This is a genomic window from Burkholderia sp. SIMBA_051, assembly GCF_046534915.1.
In the GTDB taxonomy this organism is placed as follows: domain Bacteria; phylum Pseudomonadota; class Gammaproteobacteria; order Burkholderiales; family Burkholderiaceae; genus Burkholderia; species Burkholderia ambifaria.
In genome coordinates this window covers 453,899-470,709 of record NZ_JAWRXS010000004.1, presented here as the reverse complement: position 1 = coordinate 470,709, position 16,811 = coordinate 453,899, and the positions used below count along the sequence as shown (strand labels likewise).

Here is a 16,811-nt window from a genome sequence, read left to right as displayed (position 1 = left end):
CACGGCATGCCGTTCATTCTTTCGGGCGCTGAATCATGAACATCATCTGGGCGCGCTTTCTCGTGTCGCTCGTGCTGCTCGTGCTGATCAGCGTATTGGTCGGCGTGTTCGCCGGCCCGACCGCGGCCTGCGCGTTTGCGGCCGTGATGCTGGTCGCGCAGGGCTTCTTCAGTACCTTCCATACGCAACGCCTGTGGCGTCTGCTCGATGCGCCCGTCTATGGCGAGGTGCCGAGCGCACCGGGCATCTGGGGTGAAATCTATTACCGGCTGCACAAGCTCGCGAAGCAGTGGCATGCGCAGGTGCGGCAGGTCGAGCAGCAGCATTCGCGCTTCATCCAGGCGATCCAGGCGTCGCCGAACGGCGTCGCGATGCTCGACGACCATGACCAGATCGAGTGGTGCAACGCGATCGCAGAGGTGCATTTCGGCCTCGATGCGAAACGCGACCTGCGCCAGCACATCACGAACCTCGTGCGTCATCCGGAATTCGTCCGCTACCTGAACGCGCAGCACTACGACGAAACGCTCGTGATGCGCGGGATGGGCGACTCGCGGCAGAACGTGCTGGAGGTGCAGGTGTTTCCGTACGGCGAGAACCGCAAGCTGCTGCTCACGCAGGACATCACCGAGCTCGAGCGGACCGACGCGATGCGCCGCGACTTCGTCGCGAACGTGTCGCACGAACTGAAGACGCCGCTCACCGTGCTGTCGGGTTTTCTCGAGACGATGCGCGAGCTGCCGCTGAACGAGGAAGATCGCGCGCGCTATCTCGAGATGATGGAGCAGCAGGCGTCGCGGATGCGGCACATCGTCACCGACCTGCTGGTGCTCGCGAAGCTCGAGGGCGAAAGCCGGCCGCCGGTCGATCACGCGATCGACATGCGCGCCGTGTTCGACCATCTGAAGGAGGATGCGCAAACGCTGTCGAACGGGCATCACGAGATCGCGTTCGCGATCGACGAGACGCTCGGCGTCACGGGCGCCCAGACCGAAGTATTCAGCGCGTTCGCGAATCTCGTCACCAACGCGATCCGCTATACGCCGGACGGCGGCAAGATATTCGTGTCGTGGCGGCGCGAGGGCGCGCAGGGCGTGTTTTCCGTCACCGACAGTGGTTTCGGCATTCCGGCCGCCGACCTGCCGCGGCTGACGGAGCGCTTCTATCGCGTCGACCGCAGCCGTTCGCGCGATACGGGCGGCACGGGGCTCGGCCTCGCGATCGTCAAGCACGTGCTGCAGCGACACGACTCGCACCTGTATGTGCAGAGCGAGGAAGGGCGCGGCAGCACGTTCACCGCGCGCTTTCCGGCGTCGCGGATCATCGCGATCCGGCCGGCAGCGTTCTAAGCTTGAGCGCGTGATCGTGTGACACGGTGCGTGCGCATCGCATCCGCGCACGACTGAAACGAAAAAGGCACAGCCCGCGTGAGCTGTGCCTTTTTCGTTTGCTGCGCGGCGCCTGCCTACGAACAGAACTTCGCGAGCAGCCCGAGTTGCGCGTTGCGCAGCGTCTTGCCCGCGCGGCGGCGTCGATAGTGGCCGTCGCTTTGCATCAGCCACGCCGACTGGTTGTCGCCGAGACAGACCGACAGCCCTTCGGCGATCACGCGGCGCTTGAGCTTGCGCTCGCGGATCGGGAACGCGACTTCGACGCGGCGGAACAGGTTGCGGTCCATCCAGTCCGCGCTCGACAGATAGACTTCCTCGGCGCCATCCGCGTGGAAATAGTAGATGCGGTGGTGTTCGAGGAAGCGCCCGACGATCGAGCGCACCGTGATGTTTTCCGACAGCCCCGGCACGCCCGGCTTCAGCGCGCATACGCCGCGCACGATCAGGTCGACCTTGACGCCGGCCTGCGACGCTTCGTACAGCGCGGCGATCACCGTCGGCTCCAGCAGCGCGTTCATCTTCGCGACCACGCGCGCGCGCTTGCCGGCGCGCGCATTGTCGATCTCCGCGCGGATCGATTCGATGATGCGCGGATGCAGCGTGAACGGCGACTGCCACAGCTCGTGCAGCGTCAGCTCGCCGCCGATTCCGGTCAGTTGCTGGAACACGTGGTGGACGTCCTCGCAGATCTTCTGGTCGGCCGTCATCAGCCCGAAATCGGTGTACAGGCGCGCGGTGCGCGGGTGATAGTTGCCGGTGCCGAGGTGCACGTAGCGGCGCAGCGTCGCCTTGCCGCCCTCCACGACGCGGCGCACGATCAGCATCATCTTCGCGTGGCACTTGTGACCGACCACGCCATACACCACGTGCGCGCCGACGGCTTCGAGCTGCGACGCCCAGTTGATGTTGGTTTCCTCGTCGAAGCGCGCGAGCAGCTCGACGACGACGGTCACTTCCTTGCCGTTGCGCGCGGCGGCCATCAGCGCGTCCATCAGCGGCGAATCGGTGCCGGTGCGGTAGATCGTCTGCTTGATCGCGACGACGCTCGGATCTTTCGCGGCCTGCTGCAGCAGTTCGAGCACCGGCTGGAAACTTTCGTACGGGTGGTGCAGCAGGATGTCGCCGTCGTCGATCGCGTCGAACATCGCCGGTGCATTGGCGATCACGGGCGGGATCGATGCGGTGAACGGCGCGAACTTCAGGTCGGGGCGATCGACGAGATCGGGAATCTGCATCAGCCGCACGAGGTTCACGGAGCCGGCCACGCGATAGCAGTCCTTCTCGTCGAGCAGGCTTTCCTCGAGCAGGCGGCGCACGATATGCGCCGGCGTGTCGGCCGACACTTCGAGCCGCACCGCGTTGCCGAGGTGGCGCGCGGGCAGTTCGCCCTGCAGCGCGACGCGCAGGTTGGTGATTTCGTCTTCGTCGACGAACAGCTCGCTGTTGCGCGTGATGCGGAACTGGTTGCAGCTCTTCACGACGAGTTGCGGGAACAGTTCGCCGACGAAGCGCTGCATGAACGTACTGAGCAGCACGAAGCCGTGCTCGAAGCCCGACAGCGCCTGCGGCATGCGCACCACGCGCGGCAGCGCGCGCGGCGCCTGCACGATGCCCATCACCGCCTGGCGGCCGAACGCGTCGCGGCCTTCGAGCTCGACGACGAAGTTCAGGCTCTTGTTCAGCACGCGCGGGAACGGGTGGGCCGGATCGAGGCCGATCGGCGTCAGCACCGGCAGCAGTTCGTCGAGGAAGTAGCGGCGCGCCCATTCGAGCTGCTCGTCGTTCCACGTGTCGGCCGCGTGGAAGTAGATGCCTTCCTGTTCGAGCGCCGGCAGCACGGTTTCGTGCAGCATCGTGTACTGGCGGTGCACGAGCCGCTGCGCGCGCTCGACGACGAGGTCGTAAGCGTGCTGTAACGACATGCCGTCGGGCGTCAGGGCGCCGGGGTTGTCGCGGATCTGTTCCTGAAGGCCGGCCATCCGGACTTCGAAGAATTCGTCGAGGTTGCTGCTGGTGATGCAGATGAAGCGCAGGCGTTCGAGCAACGGGACTTGTGGGTCGGCAGCCTGGGCCAGCACGCGCTCGTTGAACCCGAGGATGCCGAGTTCACGATTGAGAAGCGGATAACGGACGGACATCGGCAGAGTAGGGGATGATTCGGGCGATGATTCGAAAGGACGCTCGGAAACTCTCACGGTACGATGACGTGCTGATGACAATTATGTATTTATATCGGGAAATTCTACGCCGCAACCGTTTCATCTCATAAATGTTTCGGCCATATACAATCTACCCGGGTACATGCCCGTGAAGCGTGGCTACGGCAAGCGTTCCACGCTTAAAATATCGCCTTTGATTGATCGTCCAGCGTGGCCGCAGCGGCTGGCGCGGGCGAACGCGCACGGAGCCCCCTTCTGATGGTTACATCCCCCCACTTGCTGGCTGCCGTCGATCTCGGCTCGAACAGCTTCCGGCTGATCGTCGGGCGCGTCGAGGAAACCCCGGCGGGCAGCCAGATCTATCCCGTCGATGCGCTGCGCGAGCCCGTTCGACTGGCCGCGGGCCTGTCGAGCGACAAGATGCTCGATCGCGCGTCGCAGGAGCGTGGCTGGGAAGCGCTCAAGCGGTTCGGCGAGCGCCTGCGCGATTTCCACCCCGATCACGTGCGGGCGGTGGCGACCAACACGTTGCGCGTCGCGAAGAATGCGGCCGAATTCCTCGGCGAGTCCGAAGCGGCGCTCGGTTTTCCGATCGAGGTGATTGCCGGCCGCGAAGAGGCGCGCCTGATCTACGCGGGTGCCGCGCATTCGGTGCCGGCGAGCGCCGGCAAGCGGCTCGTCGTCGACATCGGCGGCGGCTCGACCGAATTCATCATCGGCTCGCACTACACGCCGATCGTGATGGAGAGCCTCTACATCGGCTGCGTGAGCCACAGCCGTGCGTTCTTTCCGGCCGGCAACGTCGACGAATACACGATGCGGCAGGCCGAACTCGCGGCCAAGCGCGAGATCCAGATCATTTCCAGCGAGTACAAGAAGGCCGGGTGGGACCAGGCGATCGGTTCGTCGGGCACCGCGCGTGCGCTCGCGGAGCTCGTCGAGGCGAACGGCTTCAACGACGCGGGCATCACGCACGGCATTTCGCGCGGCGGGCTCGAACGCCTGAAGCGTGCGCTGATCAAGTCCGAGAACGTGAACCGGCTGAAGCTGATCGCGCTGAAGCCCGACCGCGTGCCGGTGCTCGCCGGCGGCCTCGCGATCATGCTCGCGGTATTCGAGGAGCTGGGTGTCGACTATGTCGATACCACCGATGGTGCGCTGCGTCTGGGCGTGCTGTACGACCTGCTCGGCCGGACCCAGCACGAGGACATGCGCGCGGTGACCGTCGAGGGTTTCACGCGCCGCTACGGCGTCGATCGCGCGCAGGCCGAACGCATTGGTGCGCTTGCGGTGCGGTTCTACGACGAGCTCGATGAAGCCGACGACGAAGCGCGCGAGGAAGCCCGGATGTTCCTCGGCTGGGCCGCCGCGTTGCATGAGATCGGGCTGTCGATCTCGCACAGTTCGTATCACAAGCATTCGGCCTATATCGCGAGCAACGCCGACATGCCGGGTTTCTCGCGCACCGACCAGGCGCGCCTCGCCGCGCTCGTGCTCGGGCACGCGGGCAAGCTCGGCAAGCTGTCGCAGGCGCGCGACGTCGAATGGCCGCTGCTGTTCTGCCTGCGGCTCGCGGCGCTGCTGTGCCGGCGCCGGACCGATGCCGGGCTGCCGGACATTTCCGTGTCGCAGATGAAGAAGGGCGGGTATGAAGTGCGCCTGCCGAGCGCGTGGGTCGAGCAGAACCCGCTGACCGACTACAGCCTCAGCCAGGAAGCGGCCGAGTGGGAGAAGGTCGGCATTCCGTATCGCGTGGTTTATACGGGCGCGTAACGAGGCGCGCTTCGGGCGAGCGACACCGGCGCGGCGAGTTTGCGCCGCTTTCCTTGCGACGCGCTCAGTCCGAGCACACGATCGCGGTCAGGAACGGGAACGCCTGCTTGACGGTCGCGTCGCTGCCAGCCTTGTGCACGGCCTGTTCGACGGCACTCTTCGTGCCGCGTACCACGACGCCATACGCCCAGTTGCCGATCGGCGTGCCATCGCCCGGCCGGAAGATCGGGTCGTTCGCCTGGTAGCCAAGCACGACGTAGACGCCGAAGCCGTAGGCGGTCAGCGGATGGTTCGTGCGGAATGCGTTCACCGAATTCGCTTCGACGTGCATCGGCTCCGACTGGATGTCGCCGGCCGCGAGCAGCGGCGCGACGAACTTGTGGCCGTTCGAATGGCAGTCGAGTGCGTCGTCGAGCGACTTGGCCGACGCGGCGCCGGACGCGCCGAATGCGAGCAGCGCGCCGAACAGGGCGGTCTTGAGAACGTTGTTTTTCATGCTCGGTTGCGGGTTGGTCACGGATATTATCGCGTGTTCTCGCAAGATTCGTGCGCGGGGGGGAAGGCGCGGTGGACGATGTGAAAGCGTGACACGACATGCGATCGCCCTTGCGGAGACGCAGCGGCCGTCAAAGCGCATCGCCGATGACGCCGTGAGACCTTACCACCGCGGTCGGACCAGATTCATCACCCGTCGAACTCCATTTTCAGTTTGGTTTTCAGATATAACCGTTGGCTACCGTCAATGGAGTACAGCGTTCATCGTGCGCAGGCGAAATATTGCCCGTGTAGAACATAAGGCTCGCGGAAAATCTAGGTCATGAAGTGAGGAAAACCTTCCTGATTGAAGAGGCCATGTATGGAATGAGCGCATCATCCCTAGATATATATTTCTTGTTGGTGCTCACCTTGCAGTGAGAGTCGGTTATTCCATCTGGATCGTCCCCGCTTAAATACGTCCAAGCTGTCATTTTAGGGTTGAATGCAATTGCAAACTTCCCATCATCGGTCTGATAGAAGTAGCCCCCATTTTTTGCGGGGTGGCGAACACCTCCAATGGTTATTGAAGAGCCAGGGTCTCGAGTATCGATCGTAACCACCCCGTATTTCCCAAAATCACACATATAAGAGCGGCCTAATATTTCTTTCTTTTCATGGGTGGGTTCGGCTGACGCCAGATGCGTCGAAGAGAAAAGCAATAGAGGAAAAATTAGTAATTTTTTCATTGTTTCAATATTTGCAAGATGGAAATGACATGGGCTTGGCTCATTCGGGAAACCATCTACTTTTTTGCCGCAACCTGCGCCCGCCACTGCAATTTTCCGATCCGCCCACTCTCGGCCTTCGATAACCGCAGTAGTTTATTCATGAGCGGGGACAACGCCTCCCATTTAACCAGGCCGCCGCCCCATTCGCTTTCGCAGCGCACTTCCTTTTCGAAGTGACGGAGGGGTGAGCCGGCCTGGACTTGTTCCGTGTCGCTGTAGCGACACTTTTCGATTGCGCCTTTCGCCTAAGGCCGAAGGCAAATTTACGACTGCGGCTCATGGCATGGTCGCGATTCAGAAGGTGCTCGTCCTTCGCGACGAATATTTGCGGAACCTCCTCGCTCACGTCACCCGTGACGCTGAAGGGCGGCTCAACGAACTTGTCATAATGATTCGCTGTCGCTCGATCGCGCCTGAACGTGAGCCTCCGCTTCGCTAGGCAACCGGGCGTCAAATTCTGTCAGGCCGAACGATATTTGTCAGACTTTAGATTAAAATCGCGCGAGCGACTTGCTGTCGCAATGGCTGACCGTCTTTGTGCGACTGACGGGACGGTCGAACCTGAGAGAGATAACGAAAATGGATATCAGACCGTCCGCACTCGGGGACCTGAAGTTGCGCGACCTCTACGAGGCGATCAGTAAGGGCGTTTTGCAGGAGGGACGGCTGTTGATGCTGAGTACGCCGCTCGGCAAGAATGCGCTGGTACCGTTACGTGCGCGCGGATCGGCCAAAATCGGGCGGAACTATTCGTACACGATCGATGTAGCGTCGACGCGCGACGATACTGCGCTGCTGTCGCTGATGCACCAGCCTGTCTCCCTGCAGATTCAGCAAGTCACGGCTCCCTTTGCGGTTCCCGTCTATCGTCCGGTGCACGGCTTCGTCCATCGGGTCGCCTATTTGGGCGGTAACGGCAGCCTTTCGACGTATCAGATCGAGTTTTCATCGGCGCTGGTCTTCCTTGAAAAAACCCACAATGAAGAAGGCTGGCTCGAGAAAGACGCCCGCGAGATCATTTCCGACGTGCTTGATCGGTATCCGCAGTTGCGCGGGCAGTATCGTTTTGCGCTGTCGACCGATCCTGCCAAGCGGTCGTGGTGCAGGCAAAGCGAATCCGATCTTCACTTCGTAAATCGCTTGGCCGAAGCCGAGGGCTGGTATTTCTACTGGATCCACGAAAACGTGAGTGAAGGTGACGCGCCCAAGACGACGCTCATAATCGTTGACCGCGTCTCGACACTTCCCGACGCCAAGTCGGTTGAATTCATTCAGGCCAACGACAGCAGCGAATCTGACGGTTTCGCCCATTGGGCCGCGGTGCAGACGATGCAGACCACGCGCTACATGTCGCGTGCGTTCGATTACAAGCGGCCCGCGTCCAATTTTCAGGTTGAAAGTGGGCTTGCCGCGACCCGCTATGTCACGGAGGAGCATCGCCAGAAAGTAGAGCAGAGCGTTCCTGATGCGCCAATGACGGTCTATGAATCGACGGCTTATGGCTATTCCAGCTCAGACACTGGCGAGGTGCGAGCGCGACGGCGAGTAGAAATATGGGATGCGCGAGCAAGCCGATATTTTGGCGTCGGAGGCGTGCGGTGGCTCGATGCCGGTTCGCGGTTTATGTTGACCGGACATCCCCGCCACGATGGCGGTGATGCGAAGAAGCGAGAGTTTCTGGTGGTCGAGGCACGGTGGTTCATCGAGAACAACGTCCCGATCGGCCAGCAGACGGCCGAGTTTCCGCAAAGTCTTCGTGCAACGCTGGCCGAGCAACAGGCGATTCACCGGGAGCGCTTCAAGACGCTTGGACATGAGGCGGATGGTTCGGCCGGATTTTTCGTGCTCGAAGTCGAAGCGCAACCCACGGCAGTTGAATACCGGAGTCCGCTGGATCATCCGAAGCCGGTCATGTCGGTCGAACACGCGCTTGTCGTGACCCCCGATGGCGCGGAAGCGTGGACCAACGACCGAAACCAGATCAGGGTGCATTTCGCATGGGATCGCAAGAATCCATCGGACGCCTTCAATTCCTCACCGTTGCTGTCGTCGCTTCAATCCGATACCGGCAACGGTTATGGAGCGGTTCACGTGCCGAGGGCGCGGGAATGGGTCATCGTCGGGTACTGGAACGGCGATTGTGATAAGCCGTTCGTATTAGGGCGTATCAACGGAGGCGCCACCCCGTCGCCATGGCATTCGAACGCGTTGCTGTCAGGGTTCAGGTCGGAGGGGTTTGGGAAGACCGGCGCATACAACTCGTTCGTCCATGACGATTCTACGAATCAAAGCGGGACGCGGCTGGTCAGCTACACGGGCAAGAGCTATGCGGCACTGACGCAGGGCTACCTGATCAAGCACGACGGCAACACACGAGGTCAGTATTTGGGTGCCGGCTTCATCTTGCACGCTGACGAGTTCGGTGCGGTTCGTGCCAGCAAGGGACTCTCTATCAGCGCGCACTCGAAATCCTACGACGATGAGCAGATGGGCGTGGACGAGGCTCGCTCGCAGTTGCAGCAGGCGGGAATGCTGATCGAGTCGCTCTCTAGCGCAAGCACAACCGCTCAGGCGGAATCGCTGCAAACCGGACAGGATGCGCTCAAGGCGCTGTCGAAGGACATCAAGCATCCGGTGTCGGGCGATACGTCGGGCGGCGTGACGGCAGGGGGCGGCACCGGTAGCGCCAATGGATTCGCGCAGCCGAACATACTGGTATCGACGCCGAAGGACATTGCACTGGTCGCAGACAACTCGACGCATATCGTGGCCGAGAAAGAGGTCAACGTCGTCAGTAACGAGAACACGTACGTTGCAACGGGCAAGTCGTTCGTCGTCGCGGCTGCGGAAAAGGTGAGCTTCTTCGCGCAGAAACTTGGTGCGTACTTCGTGACCGCGAAAGGCCCGATCAAGCTGTCGGCCAACACGGATGACGTGAGCGTCAACGCGGGCAAAGACGTGACCGTGAAGGCCAAGCGGATAGTGCTCGATGCCGATGAAATCATCATCAAGGCGGGCGGCTCGTACACAAAGTGGGTGGCGGCTGGCATCGAAGACGGCACGCAAGGCCCGCGCACGATCAAGTCGGCATCGCTCAGCCGTCAAGGGCCGAGTTCGATTGCGCAGCATATGAACAGCCTGCCGCAGGCCAAGTTTAACGATCCGTATGTGCTGCGCGATCGCATCACGGGCGAGGTGCTGAAAAACCACCCGTATGAACTGATCCGCGGGGACGGCACACGCCTGACCGGAATGACGAACGAGCTGGGGCAGGTGGCCGAACAGAAGAGCGAGGATATCGAGAAGCTGGCGGTGCGTGCATTGCGGCCGAAGCCGAACGGTCCTGCGGCTTGAACCCGATAACCTATGGTCGAATCTGAAGAACGACGATGAGCGAAAACACAGATCAATCCGGCGGCGGATCGCCGTTCAGTGACGATGCCGAAAAGGAAGTCGTCCAGCAGGCTGGTCGCACGGACAAGGACGGCGCGTCGGTCGGGCATTTTACGTTGACGCCGGCGAGTGACACGCGCTCCAAAGAACTGCTGTGCGACGTGCGGCCAATCATTCCGGTGATCTTCCTGCCAGGCGTGATGGGCTCACCATTGGTGAACACCGACACCGGTGACGAGATGTTCTTTGCACCGGAGACGGATGGCCTATTTGGGAAGGCGGGCGCATTGCCAGCGCTGCTCGGCCTTTGGTTCAAGGGTGCGTCCACGCGGGAAAAGCTGTTCGACCCGACCCATGCAGCCGTCACCCCGTTCGGGCCGGTCAGCGCCGGCAAGCACGAAAAGGATGCTGAACCGGACCAGTACGTGGACGAGAAGGAGGCCATTCGGCGGGGGTGGGGCTCAGTGTATCGATCGAGCTATCAGCCCATGTTGGCGTGGCTGCAGGAGCAACTGAACGAGCCGATGCATCTGGGGAAGCATAAAGGACCCTGGATCGCAGGCGACCCCGACGGTAAGAAATGGGCGCTGAAGCCGCTGCTGGACACGGAGCCGGCTGACTACGGGGCGCTCGGCGTCGGCGCGCAAGGCCGGGGGCAGGCGATTGCAAAAGACTCTGAGGTGTTCAAGCACTTCATGAAATACCAGTATCGAGTGTACGCAATTGGGTACAACTGGCTGCAATCGAATGAAAAATCGGCGCAACAGGTAATTGATGGCACGGATTTCAAGGACAAGAAGACCGGCAAGACGGCGCGCCTGATGGGCATCAAGGAGATCATCGAGGAGAATCATAGCGGCAAGGCGATTATCCTCACGCACTCAATGGGCGGGCTGGTAGCACGGATGGCGATCGCGATGCACGGTGCAGCGGACCTGATGCACGGTGTATTCCACAACGTGCTGCCGGCGACCGGAGCACCCATCGCGGCGAAGCGGTTCCGCACCGGTGGCGGCAGCGAGGGCGGCGTGAACGGTTTCATCAATGGTGCACTTCTCGGGAGTGATGCAGACGAGTTTGTGGCGGTGGCCGCGAATGCGCCGGGACCGCTTGAGCTGTTGCCGATGCCGGATTACCACAACGGGGAGGCATGGTGGATCTTTTCGCGGCTCGACGGTACTCCGGTGATGAAATTTCCGAAGGAAGGGAGTGCATACAAGGAGATTTATGCCAATACCAAATGGTACGGATTGGTACCTGCGGAATCAGTATCGCTACTCGATCCGGCGGGGATCGTAACAAAGCGGCTGGACGATTTGGGGCGTGGGGACACAGTTCTTAGTAATTTCCAAGCATTGATGGGAGACGTTGTTACGGCGAATCAAAATAAGATAAAAAATAAATACCATGATAGGACTTATATTTCCTATGGCGACGGAGCTTTGCTGCCCAAAGGGCGAGCTACCTCAAGCGATGAGTCAAGCAAACCTGCGATCGAGAAAGGCAAGGAGCTCGACGAGCTGTTGGCATGGGGTACGGTGATCTGGAAGGGCAACGTGCCCGCCGGCGTAACGGAGGAAGAGCTGCGCGCTGCACGGTTCCTCGGTGAGAAACACGACGATTCCCACACAGGGACACTGCGCGTGCATCTGGACTCGCGCAATGTCACCATCGAGTTCGAGGTGCAGAAGGTGGCAAAGCTGCCGCCGGGCAGTGACGCGCCCGATCCTGAGAAGAACGGCATCATCGCAGGCGACGGTACTGTGCCGGCCTGGTCGGCCGAAGCACCCGCGTATGGCTTGGAAGGGGGCGCGGCCAACGGTGTACAAATGGTGTTCGACCAAGGAGGATATGTGCATCAGGAAAGCTATAACCATCCATGGGCGCGCTGGGCGCTCCTCTATAGCATCGTTCAAATCGCGCAAGATGCTCCGGAGCCGAAATGCTGACGAGAATTGGCCGACTCCTATTTTTAGTGATGGGCGTGTGCGCCTGTTCGATGACCTTTTCTGTGGAACCGACGATGACGAATCCTTTGTTGTCCAAGCCGCGCCCGTGGTGCATCGGGCGCTTTGTGTTCCAACGACCTGCGACTAGCGAAATCACGAATCAGCGGTACGCGTTTCGCGGAGAAAAACTGGAGACGCAACATAATGCGTCAATTGCTACATATCGAGCAAAAGTAAGTGATTTGGAGAAGACACTAAAAACAAATATACGCATCGACCCAAGTGAAAATAACAAACCAACGAATCATGCTTGGCTGGAAAGGGAGGTCTCGCCAAGAAGCGACTCGAAGGCTTTTGTTTATCAGATGTCGCACACTGACGGGATAAGACTCCCATTTAAGTCTGAGGGTTTTGTTTTTGATGGTGATGAAATATTTCATACGACCGGATCATTTGGTCCAGATGCACTGAGCAAATTTGAAGGGTTTTATACTGATCTATATCGGCGCATTAAGGCGCGCGATAACTGGTCGGTTCCGACCGAATCGGGGTTCTGCTTCGATGGCGGGATTGTCACGGGGTCTTCGACCTACCCTGAAGAAGCCAGCCAGTCGTTCGCGCTGATGCCGGGGCGGCCGGCGCTACTGGTCATTCAGACGCGCAAGTCGATGAGCGACGACCAAGGGCAACCATTGACCAAGACGCTTCCTGATCTGCGCGCGAAGATGGATCAGATTTCAAGCGGCAGCTACCGCATCCTGCGGCAGGGGAAACGCACGGTGGCCGGGATGGACGCGGAGGAAGTATTGTTCGCGCTGAAGGAAGGCGAGATCACGTCTTTCCGCTTCTATCTGCTCGCGCCAGGCGACCCGAGCACGTTGGCGAAACCGCATACCGCTATTCAGTTGCTGCTCGGCGCGAGCAGCCCCGATTTGAAGCCTGAAGAGGCGACGTCACCGGTCGATGAGGCCGGCGCACTGCAGACGTGGGACACGCTGTTGAACAGCCTGCGATTGCGGCCAGGCGCAGTCTGAGCGGAGGCGACATGCGACGCTACGACATCGTGAAAGGTGACACGACGACCGTCGGAGGCATCGTGCAGGGTGGTGACGGACAAGACATTCTGCATGAACGCGAACAAGCGTATGAACATGATCCGGTGTGGTGCCCGGTGTGCAAGACACTCGGCGTGATTGAGTGCGACGGCCCGCGTCATTCAAGCACCGGGCCGGATGGTCGACAGTCGGCATTAAGTGACGACCTCTGTCGGTGCGCATGTCCGACGCCGCCGAAGCTGGTGGCGTCGCAGTCGGTATCGTATGTCGAGGTCTGAAGGACGTGAGGAAAGGGGAACGAGACGTTCCGCAATATGGTGAGTTGGAGCATGTCGTTGGCAGCTGGAACGTCTCAATGCTCCAATTGGAGCCATTCCGGTGCTCTGGGTTCAAACCGCACGCCAACCCGAATGGATCATGTTTGACCTCTCGTTCCAGCGTCGCGCAGACGTGATCGACTCGCTCGCGATTCTGTAGGAGGGTTACAAGGCGGCATTTCTGGATGCGTCGCAAGCTGAACAGCGGCGACTACGCTGGCGCACCCCTCGAATTCCTGGATATCAAAAACAAGACGCACCGGGAATGGGCGCACAATATGTTTTGCCGGGGTACTTGCAATTCAAATCATTGAATGAACGATGTCTATTTTTTATGAAGAAACTCAAACAGGGCTTCCTCCTCCTGATGTCGTTAGTCTTGGTGTCGACGTATGCTTTGGCTCAGGACAAGTATCGAATGACCGGCGCAGCGCAATTTGAACAGGGGAGCGACACGCACGCCTTGCCCTTTCCGATCAATCCGCAGACGGCAGGATTTCTAACTTTTGATGATAATGCGTTCGCATTTCATTATGCCGGGCACAGTTGCAGCGCAAAGATCGGCAAGGCGATGAGTTTCTATGTCGACCCGGTTATCTCTCATTCATTTGGCTCCAGAGATAAATTTAATGCTTTTTTGAGCACCAAATTCCATGCAAAAGGCGTCGCACTCAGTAATGCCTACATCCTCGGTGATGCCGATGCGCCGCTCTGTTCGGAGCTGCGTTCTGCAATGATCTATCGATCACCGGACGAAATGGTGCTCCTCGACGGTTCCTGGGCATACATGTTCAAGCGTCAGACCCATGCGCCGGCAAATGCGGAGCGAGGTTTCGATTGCAGCAAAGCCGCCACGAATGTTGAACACCTCATATGCAAAAACCCGGATCTGATTAAGCTGGATGCAACCGTCAATCGTGGTTACGTTGCGATGTTGCTAACCGATTCGAAAGAAATTTCATATCAGGACCCAGTGCGATTGGATCAAATCAACTGGGTCACGATGGTGCGGAATTCTTGCCGTGATAACGCGTGCCTGCTGAACGCATATCGCCGCCGCATCGCTGACATCAAAGGCAGGATAGCAAGCACCTATCCGTCTTATCCAGAAGAAGACTCCAATCAGGAAGGCGATTGATGTACGCGCGCGTCTATCGCGGCGGCGCGCGGGAATTCGTGCTCGACTTTGCCGAGGTGCAAGATGGCGCGAGCTGTCATCGTGGTCGGAGATACGACGTTGATGAAAAGACAGTGCTGGGCGGGAACAACCCGGGCAGCCATCGGACCGGGGTCCCTTATGAAAATCGCCCTGGCTGGTAGCAATCGCCCGACGCAACACCAAAGAAAAAGGGGTTAGCTTACGCTAACCCCTTGATTCCTTTGGTCGGAGCGATAGGATTCGAACCTACGACCCTCTGATCCCAAATCAGATGCGCTACCAGGCTGCGCTACGCTCCGACGAGCCAAAGATTCTATCGTCTAATGGGTGACCGGGTCAATCAAGTTATGCATATCGCCCACATCATCCCGAACCGTTCACGATTGGCGACAATTCAGAGTGTGAGCGTCCGGCACGCACCTGCGCGACCGGATCGTTCGCCGATGCATGGAGAGACATCATGATGAACCTGATCCTGTGGCGTCACGCCGAAGCCGAAGACTACGCGGCAAATGACCTCGCGCGCCAGCTGACGAGCCGCGGGCGTAAGGAAGCGCAGACAATGGCCAAATGGCTGCGCGGCCGGCTCGAGTCGAACAGCGTGATTCTCGCGAGCCCGGCGGCACGTACCGTGCAAACCGTCGAGGCGCTGACCGACCAGTACCGGACCGTCGATGCGCTCGCGCCGGGCGGCAGCGTCGACGACGTGCTGACCGCCGCCGGCTGGCCGGACGGCATTGCGCCGACGGTCATGATCGTCGGACACCAGCCGACGCTCGGCAGCGTCGTCGCGCACCTGATCGCCGGCAACGGTGACAGCTGGAGCATCAAGAAGGGCGGCATCGTGTGGATCGCAAGCCGTACGCGTGACGGCAGTCGTCAGGCCGTGCTGCGTGCGTTGTTGCCGCCGGACCTTGTGTGACGGGGTTTGACCGTATTGATCATACGGTTTCGCAAGCTTTCTGCTAAAGTCAATTCGGCGACACGTCATTGAATGGACACGGTCGTGCCACAGAATGGTAACGGCCGGTTACTACATTGGCTGGCATGTCGTCCTATTCCTTACGACCAGGAAAGCCTAATGCGAGAACTGCCGACGCCTACGCTCCCTTTTGCCTCGCTTCCCCTCGACACGACGCGGCGTCACCTGCCGCGCGCTGCTGAAACCGTCACATCCGAGTACCGTCTGCGTGCCGCATGGGCGCGCACGGAAGACGAACTGCGCGAGGCACAGCGCCTGCGTTACACCGTCTTCGCCGAAGAGATGGGCGCGCAGCTCAGCGGCCCGTCCGGTCTCGACGTCGATCCGTTCGATGCCTATTGCGACCACTTGCTGGTGCGCGATCTCGACACGCTGAAGGTGGTCGGCACGTACCGCGTGCTGCCGCCGCACGAGGCCGCGCGTGTCGGCCGTCTGTACGCGGAAGGCGAATTCGACCTGTCGCGCCTGACTCACCTGCGCGGAAAGATGGTCGAGGTCGGCCGCTCGTGCGTGCACAGCGACTACCGCAGCGGCGCCGTGATCATGGCGCTGTGGGGCGGCCTCGGCGCCTACATGATGCAGAACGGCTACGAGACGATGCTCGGCTGCGCGAGCGTGTCGATGGCCGATGGCGGCCACTATGCGGCGAACCTGTATCAATCGCTGTCGGCCAACGCGCTGACGGCGCCCGAATATCGCGCGTTCCCGCATACGGCGCTGCCGGTCGACGAACTGCAGACGGGCACCGTCGTCGCGCCGCCGCCGCTGATCAAGGGCTATCTGCGCCTCGGTGCGAAGATTTGCGGCGCGCCGGCCTGGGATCCCGACTTCAACTGCGCGGATTTCCTGACGCTGTTCCGGCTGTCGGACATCAACGCCCGTTACGCCCGGCACTTCCTGGGCTGAGCAAGCCGAATCGCGCGGCGCGCCCGTTGCGGCGCGCACGCATGCGAACGCCGTCGCGTGGCACCTGCCACGCGACGGCGTTCGGCTATTCGGACGAGGTCGGCCTATCCGGCCCTGTTAATTTGAACGGCACGCAGCAACCACGGTGCGCGCGGGCGCACGTTCGGGGCGGGTCCCGCAGGCGGCGACCCGGACGACAGGGCGGCTTGCCTAGTGCTTGCGCCGCCAGTCGAGCAGATGGTGTTCGGCCATCCAATGATGGACCATCCCTTCGCCGCCGTGGCTGCGCTTGTATTCGCGCGATTCGAAGTACGACAGGGCGACGAGCACCATCAGGCCGACGAACAGGCCGATCAGGCCAGCGATCTCTTCAGACGACATGGCAGCCTCCTTTCAACGGGCACAGCGCCATGCCTTCATACTAGAACATCCGCGGGACGACCCCTAACCCGGAATTCCGCT

At 60.6% G+C, this 16,811-nt stretch carries 12 protein-coding genes, 1 tRNA gene and 1 pseudogene; 9 read left to right on the top strand and 5 right to left on the bottom strand.

Features of this window, described 5'->3' with window-relative positions; genetic code table 11:
- The first annotated feature begins 35 nt into the window (after positions 1-35).
- Positions 36-1,349: a phosphate regulon sensor histidine kinase PhoR gene (phoR, locus tag SB771_RS12550; protein WP_175661802.1), complete on the top strand. Its 1,314-nt coding sequence runs from the start codon at positions 36-38 to the stop codon at positions 1,347-1,349.
- Between the two features lie 116 nt (positions 1,350-1,465).
- On the opposite strand, the gene ppk1 is transcribed toward phoR, so the two are convergent.
- Positions 1,466-3,529, bottom strand: a complete 2,064-nt coding sequence (gene ppk1, locus SB771_RS12545) for a polyphosphate kinase 1 (protein WP_011656508.1) — start codon at positions 3,527-3,529, stop codon at positions 1,466-1,468.
- Positions 3,530-3,808: 279 nt separating this feature from the next.
- Here ppk1 and ppx point away from each other — a divergent pair, with 279 nt between their 5' ends.
- Positions 3,809-5,323, top strand: coding sequence for an exopolyphosphatase (gene ppx / locus SB771_RS12540; RefSeq protein ID WP_175661803.1), 1,515 nt, complete (start codon positions 3,809-3,811; stop codon positions 5,321-5,323).
- Between the two features lie 64 nt (positions 5,324-5,387).
- Here ppx and SB771_RS12535 read toward each other — a convergent pair whose 3' ends face one another.
- Positions 5,388-5,819 (bottom strand): hypothetical protein, encoded by a 432-nt coding sequence (locus SB771_RS12535; protein ID WP_175661804.1) that lies wholly within the window; start codon positions 5,817-5,819, stop codon positions 5,388-5,390.
- A 745-nt stretch (positions 5,820-6,564) separates the two neighbouring features.
- Positions 6,565-6,749: pseudogene (locus tag SB771_RS12530) on the bottom strand (hypothetical protein); the annotation flags it as partial.
- 418 nt (positions 6,750-7,167) lie between these two features.
- Here SB771_RS12530 and SB771_RS12525 point away from each other — a divergent pair.
- From SB771_RS12525 to SB771_RS12505, 5 genes are all read left to right on the top strand, one after another.
- Complete coding sequence (locus tag SB771_RS12525) at positions 7,168-9,942, top strand: type VI secretion system Vgr family protein (protein ID WP_175661805.1); 2,775 nt, start codon at positions 7,168-7,170, stop codon at positions 9,940-9,942.
- A gap of 35 nt (positions 9,943-9,977) precedes the next feature.
- Positions 9,978-11,930: an esterase/lipase family protein gene (locus SB771_RS12520; protein WP_175661806.1), complete on the top strand. Its 1,953-nt coding sequence runs from the start codon at positions 9,978-9,980 to the stop codon at positions 11,928-11,930.
- Positions 11,924-12,964: a T6SS immunity protein Tli4 family protein gene (locus SB771_RS12515; RefSeq protein WP_244096832.1), complete on the top strand. Its 1,041-nt coding sequence runs from the start codon at positions 11,924-11,926 to the stop codon at positions 12,962-12,964. Before SB771_RS12520 ends, SB771_RS12515 begins: the two co-directional genes overlap by 7 nt.
- A gap of 11 nt (positions 12,965-12,975) precedes the next feature.
- Positions 12,976-13,263, top strand: coding sequence for a PAAR domain-containing protein (locus tag SB771_RS12510; RefSeq protein WP_175661807.1), 288 nt, complete (start codon positions 12,976-12,978; stop codon positions 13,261-13,263).
- 373 nt (positions 13,264-13,636) lie between these two features.
- Complete coding sequence (locus SB771_RS12505; RefSeq protein ID WP_175661808.1) at positions 13,637-14,440, top strand: lysozyme inhibitor LprI family protein; 804 nt, start codon at positions 13,637-13,639, stop codon at positions 14,438-14,440.
- A gap of 243 nt (positions 14,441-14,683) precedes the next feature.
- Here SB771_RS12505 and SB771_RS12500 read toward each other — a convergent pair.
- A tRNA-Pro gene (locus tag SB771_RS12500) sits at positions 14,684-14,760 on the bottom strand.
- A 161-nt stretch (positions 14,761-14,921) separates the two neighbouring features.
- Between SB771_RS12500 and sixA the strand changes: the two genes are divergently transcribed.
- Both sixA and SB771_RS12490 read left to right on the top strand, forming a co-directional pair.
- Positions 14,922-15,383, top strand: coding sequence for a phosphohistidine phosphatase SixA (sixA, locus tag SB771_RS12495; RefSeq protein ID WP_041491139.1), 462 nt, complete (start codon positions 14,922-14,924; stop codon positions 15,381-15,383).
- Positions 15,384-15,542: 159 nt separating this feature from the next.
- Positions 15,543-16,349, top strand: coding sequence for a GNAT family N-acetyltransferase (locus tag SB771_RS12490; protein WP_011656520.1), 807 nt, complete (start codon positions 15,543-15,545; stop codon positions 16,347-16,349).
- Between the two features lie 210 nt (positions 16,350-16,559).
- Here SB771_RS12490 and SB771_RS12485 read toward each other — a convergent pair whose 3' ends face one another.
- Entirely contained in the window at positions 16,560-16,730 is a 171-nt protein-coding gene (locus SB771_RS12485; RefSeq protein WP_006750326.1) for a hypothetical protein, read from the bottom strand.
- Positions 16,731-16,811 lie beyond the last annotated feature (81 nt).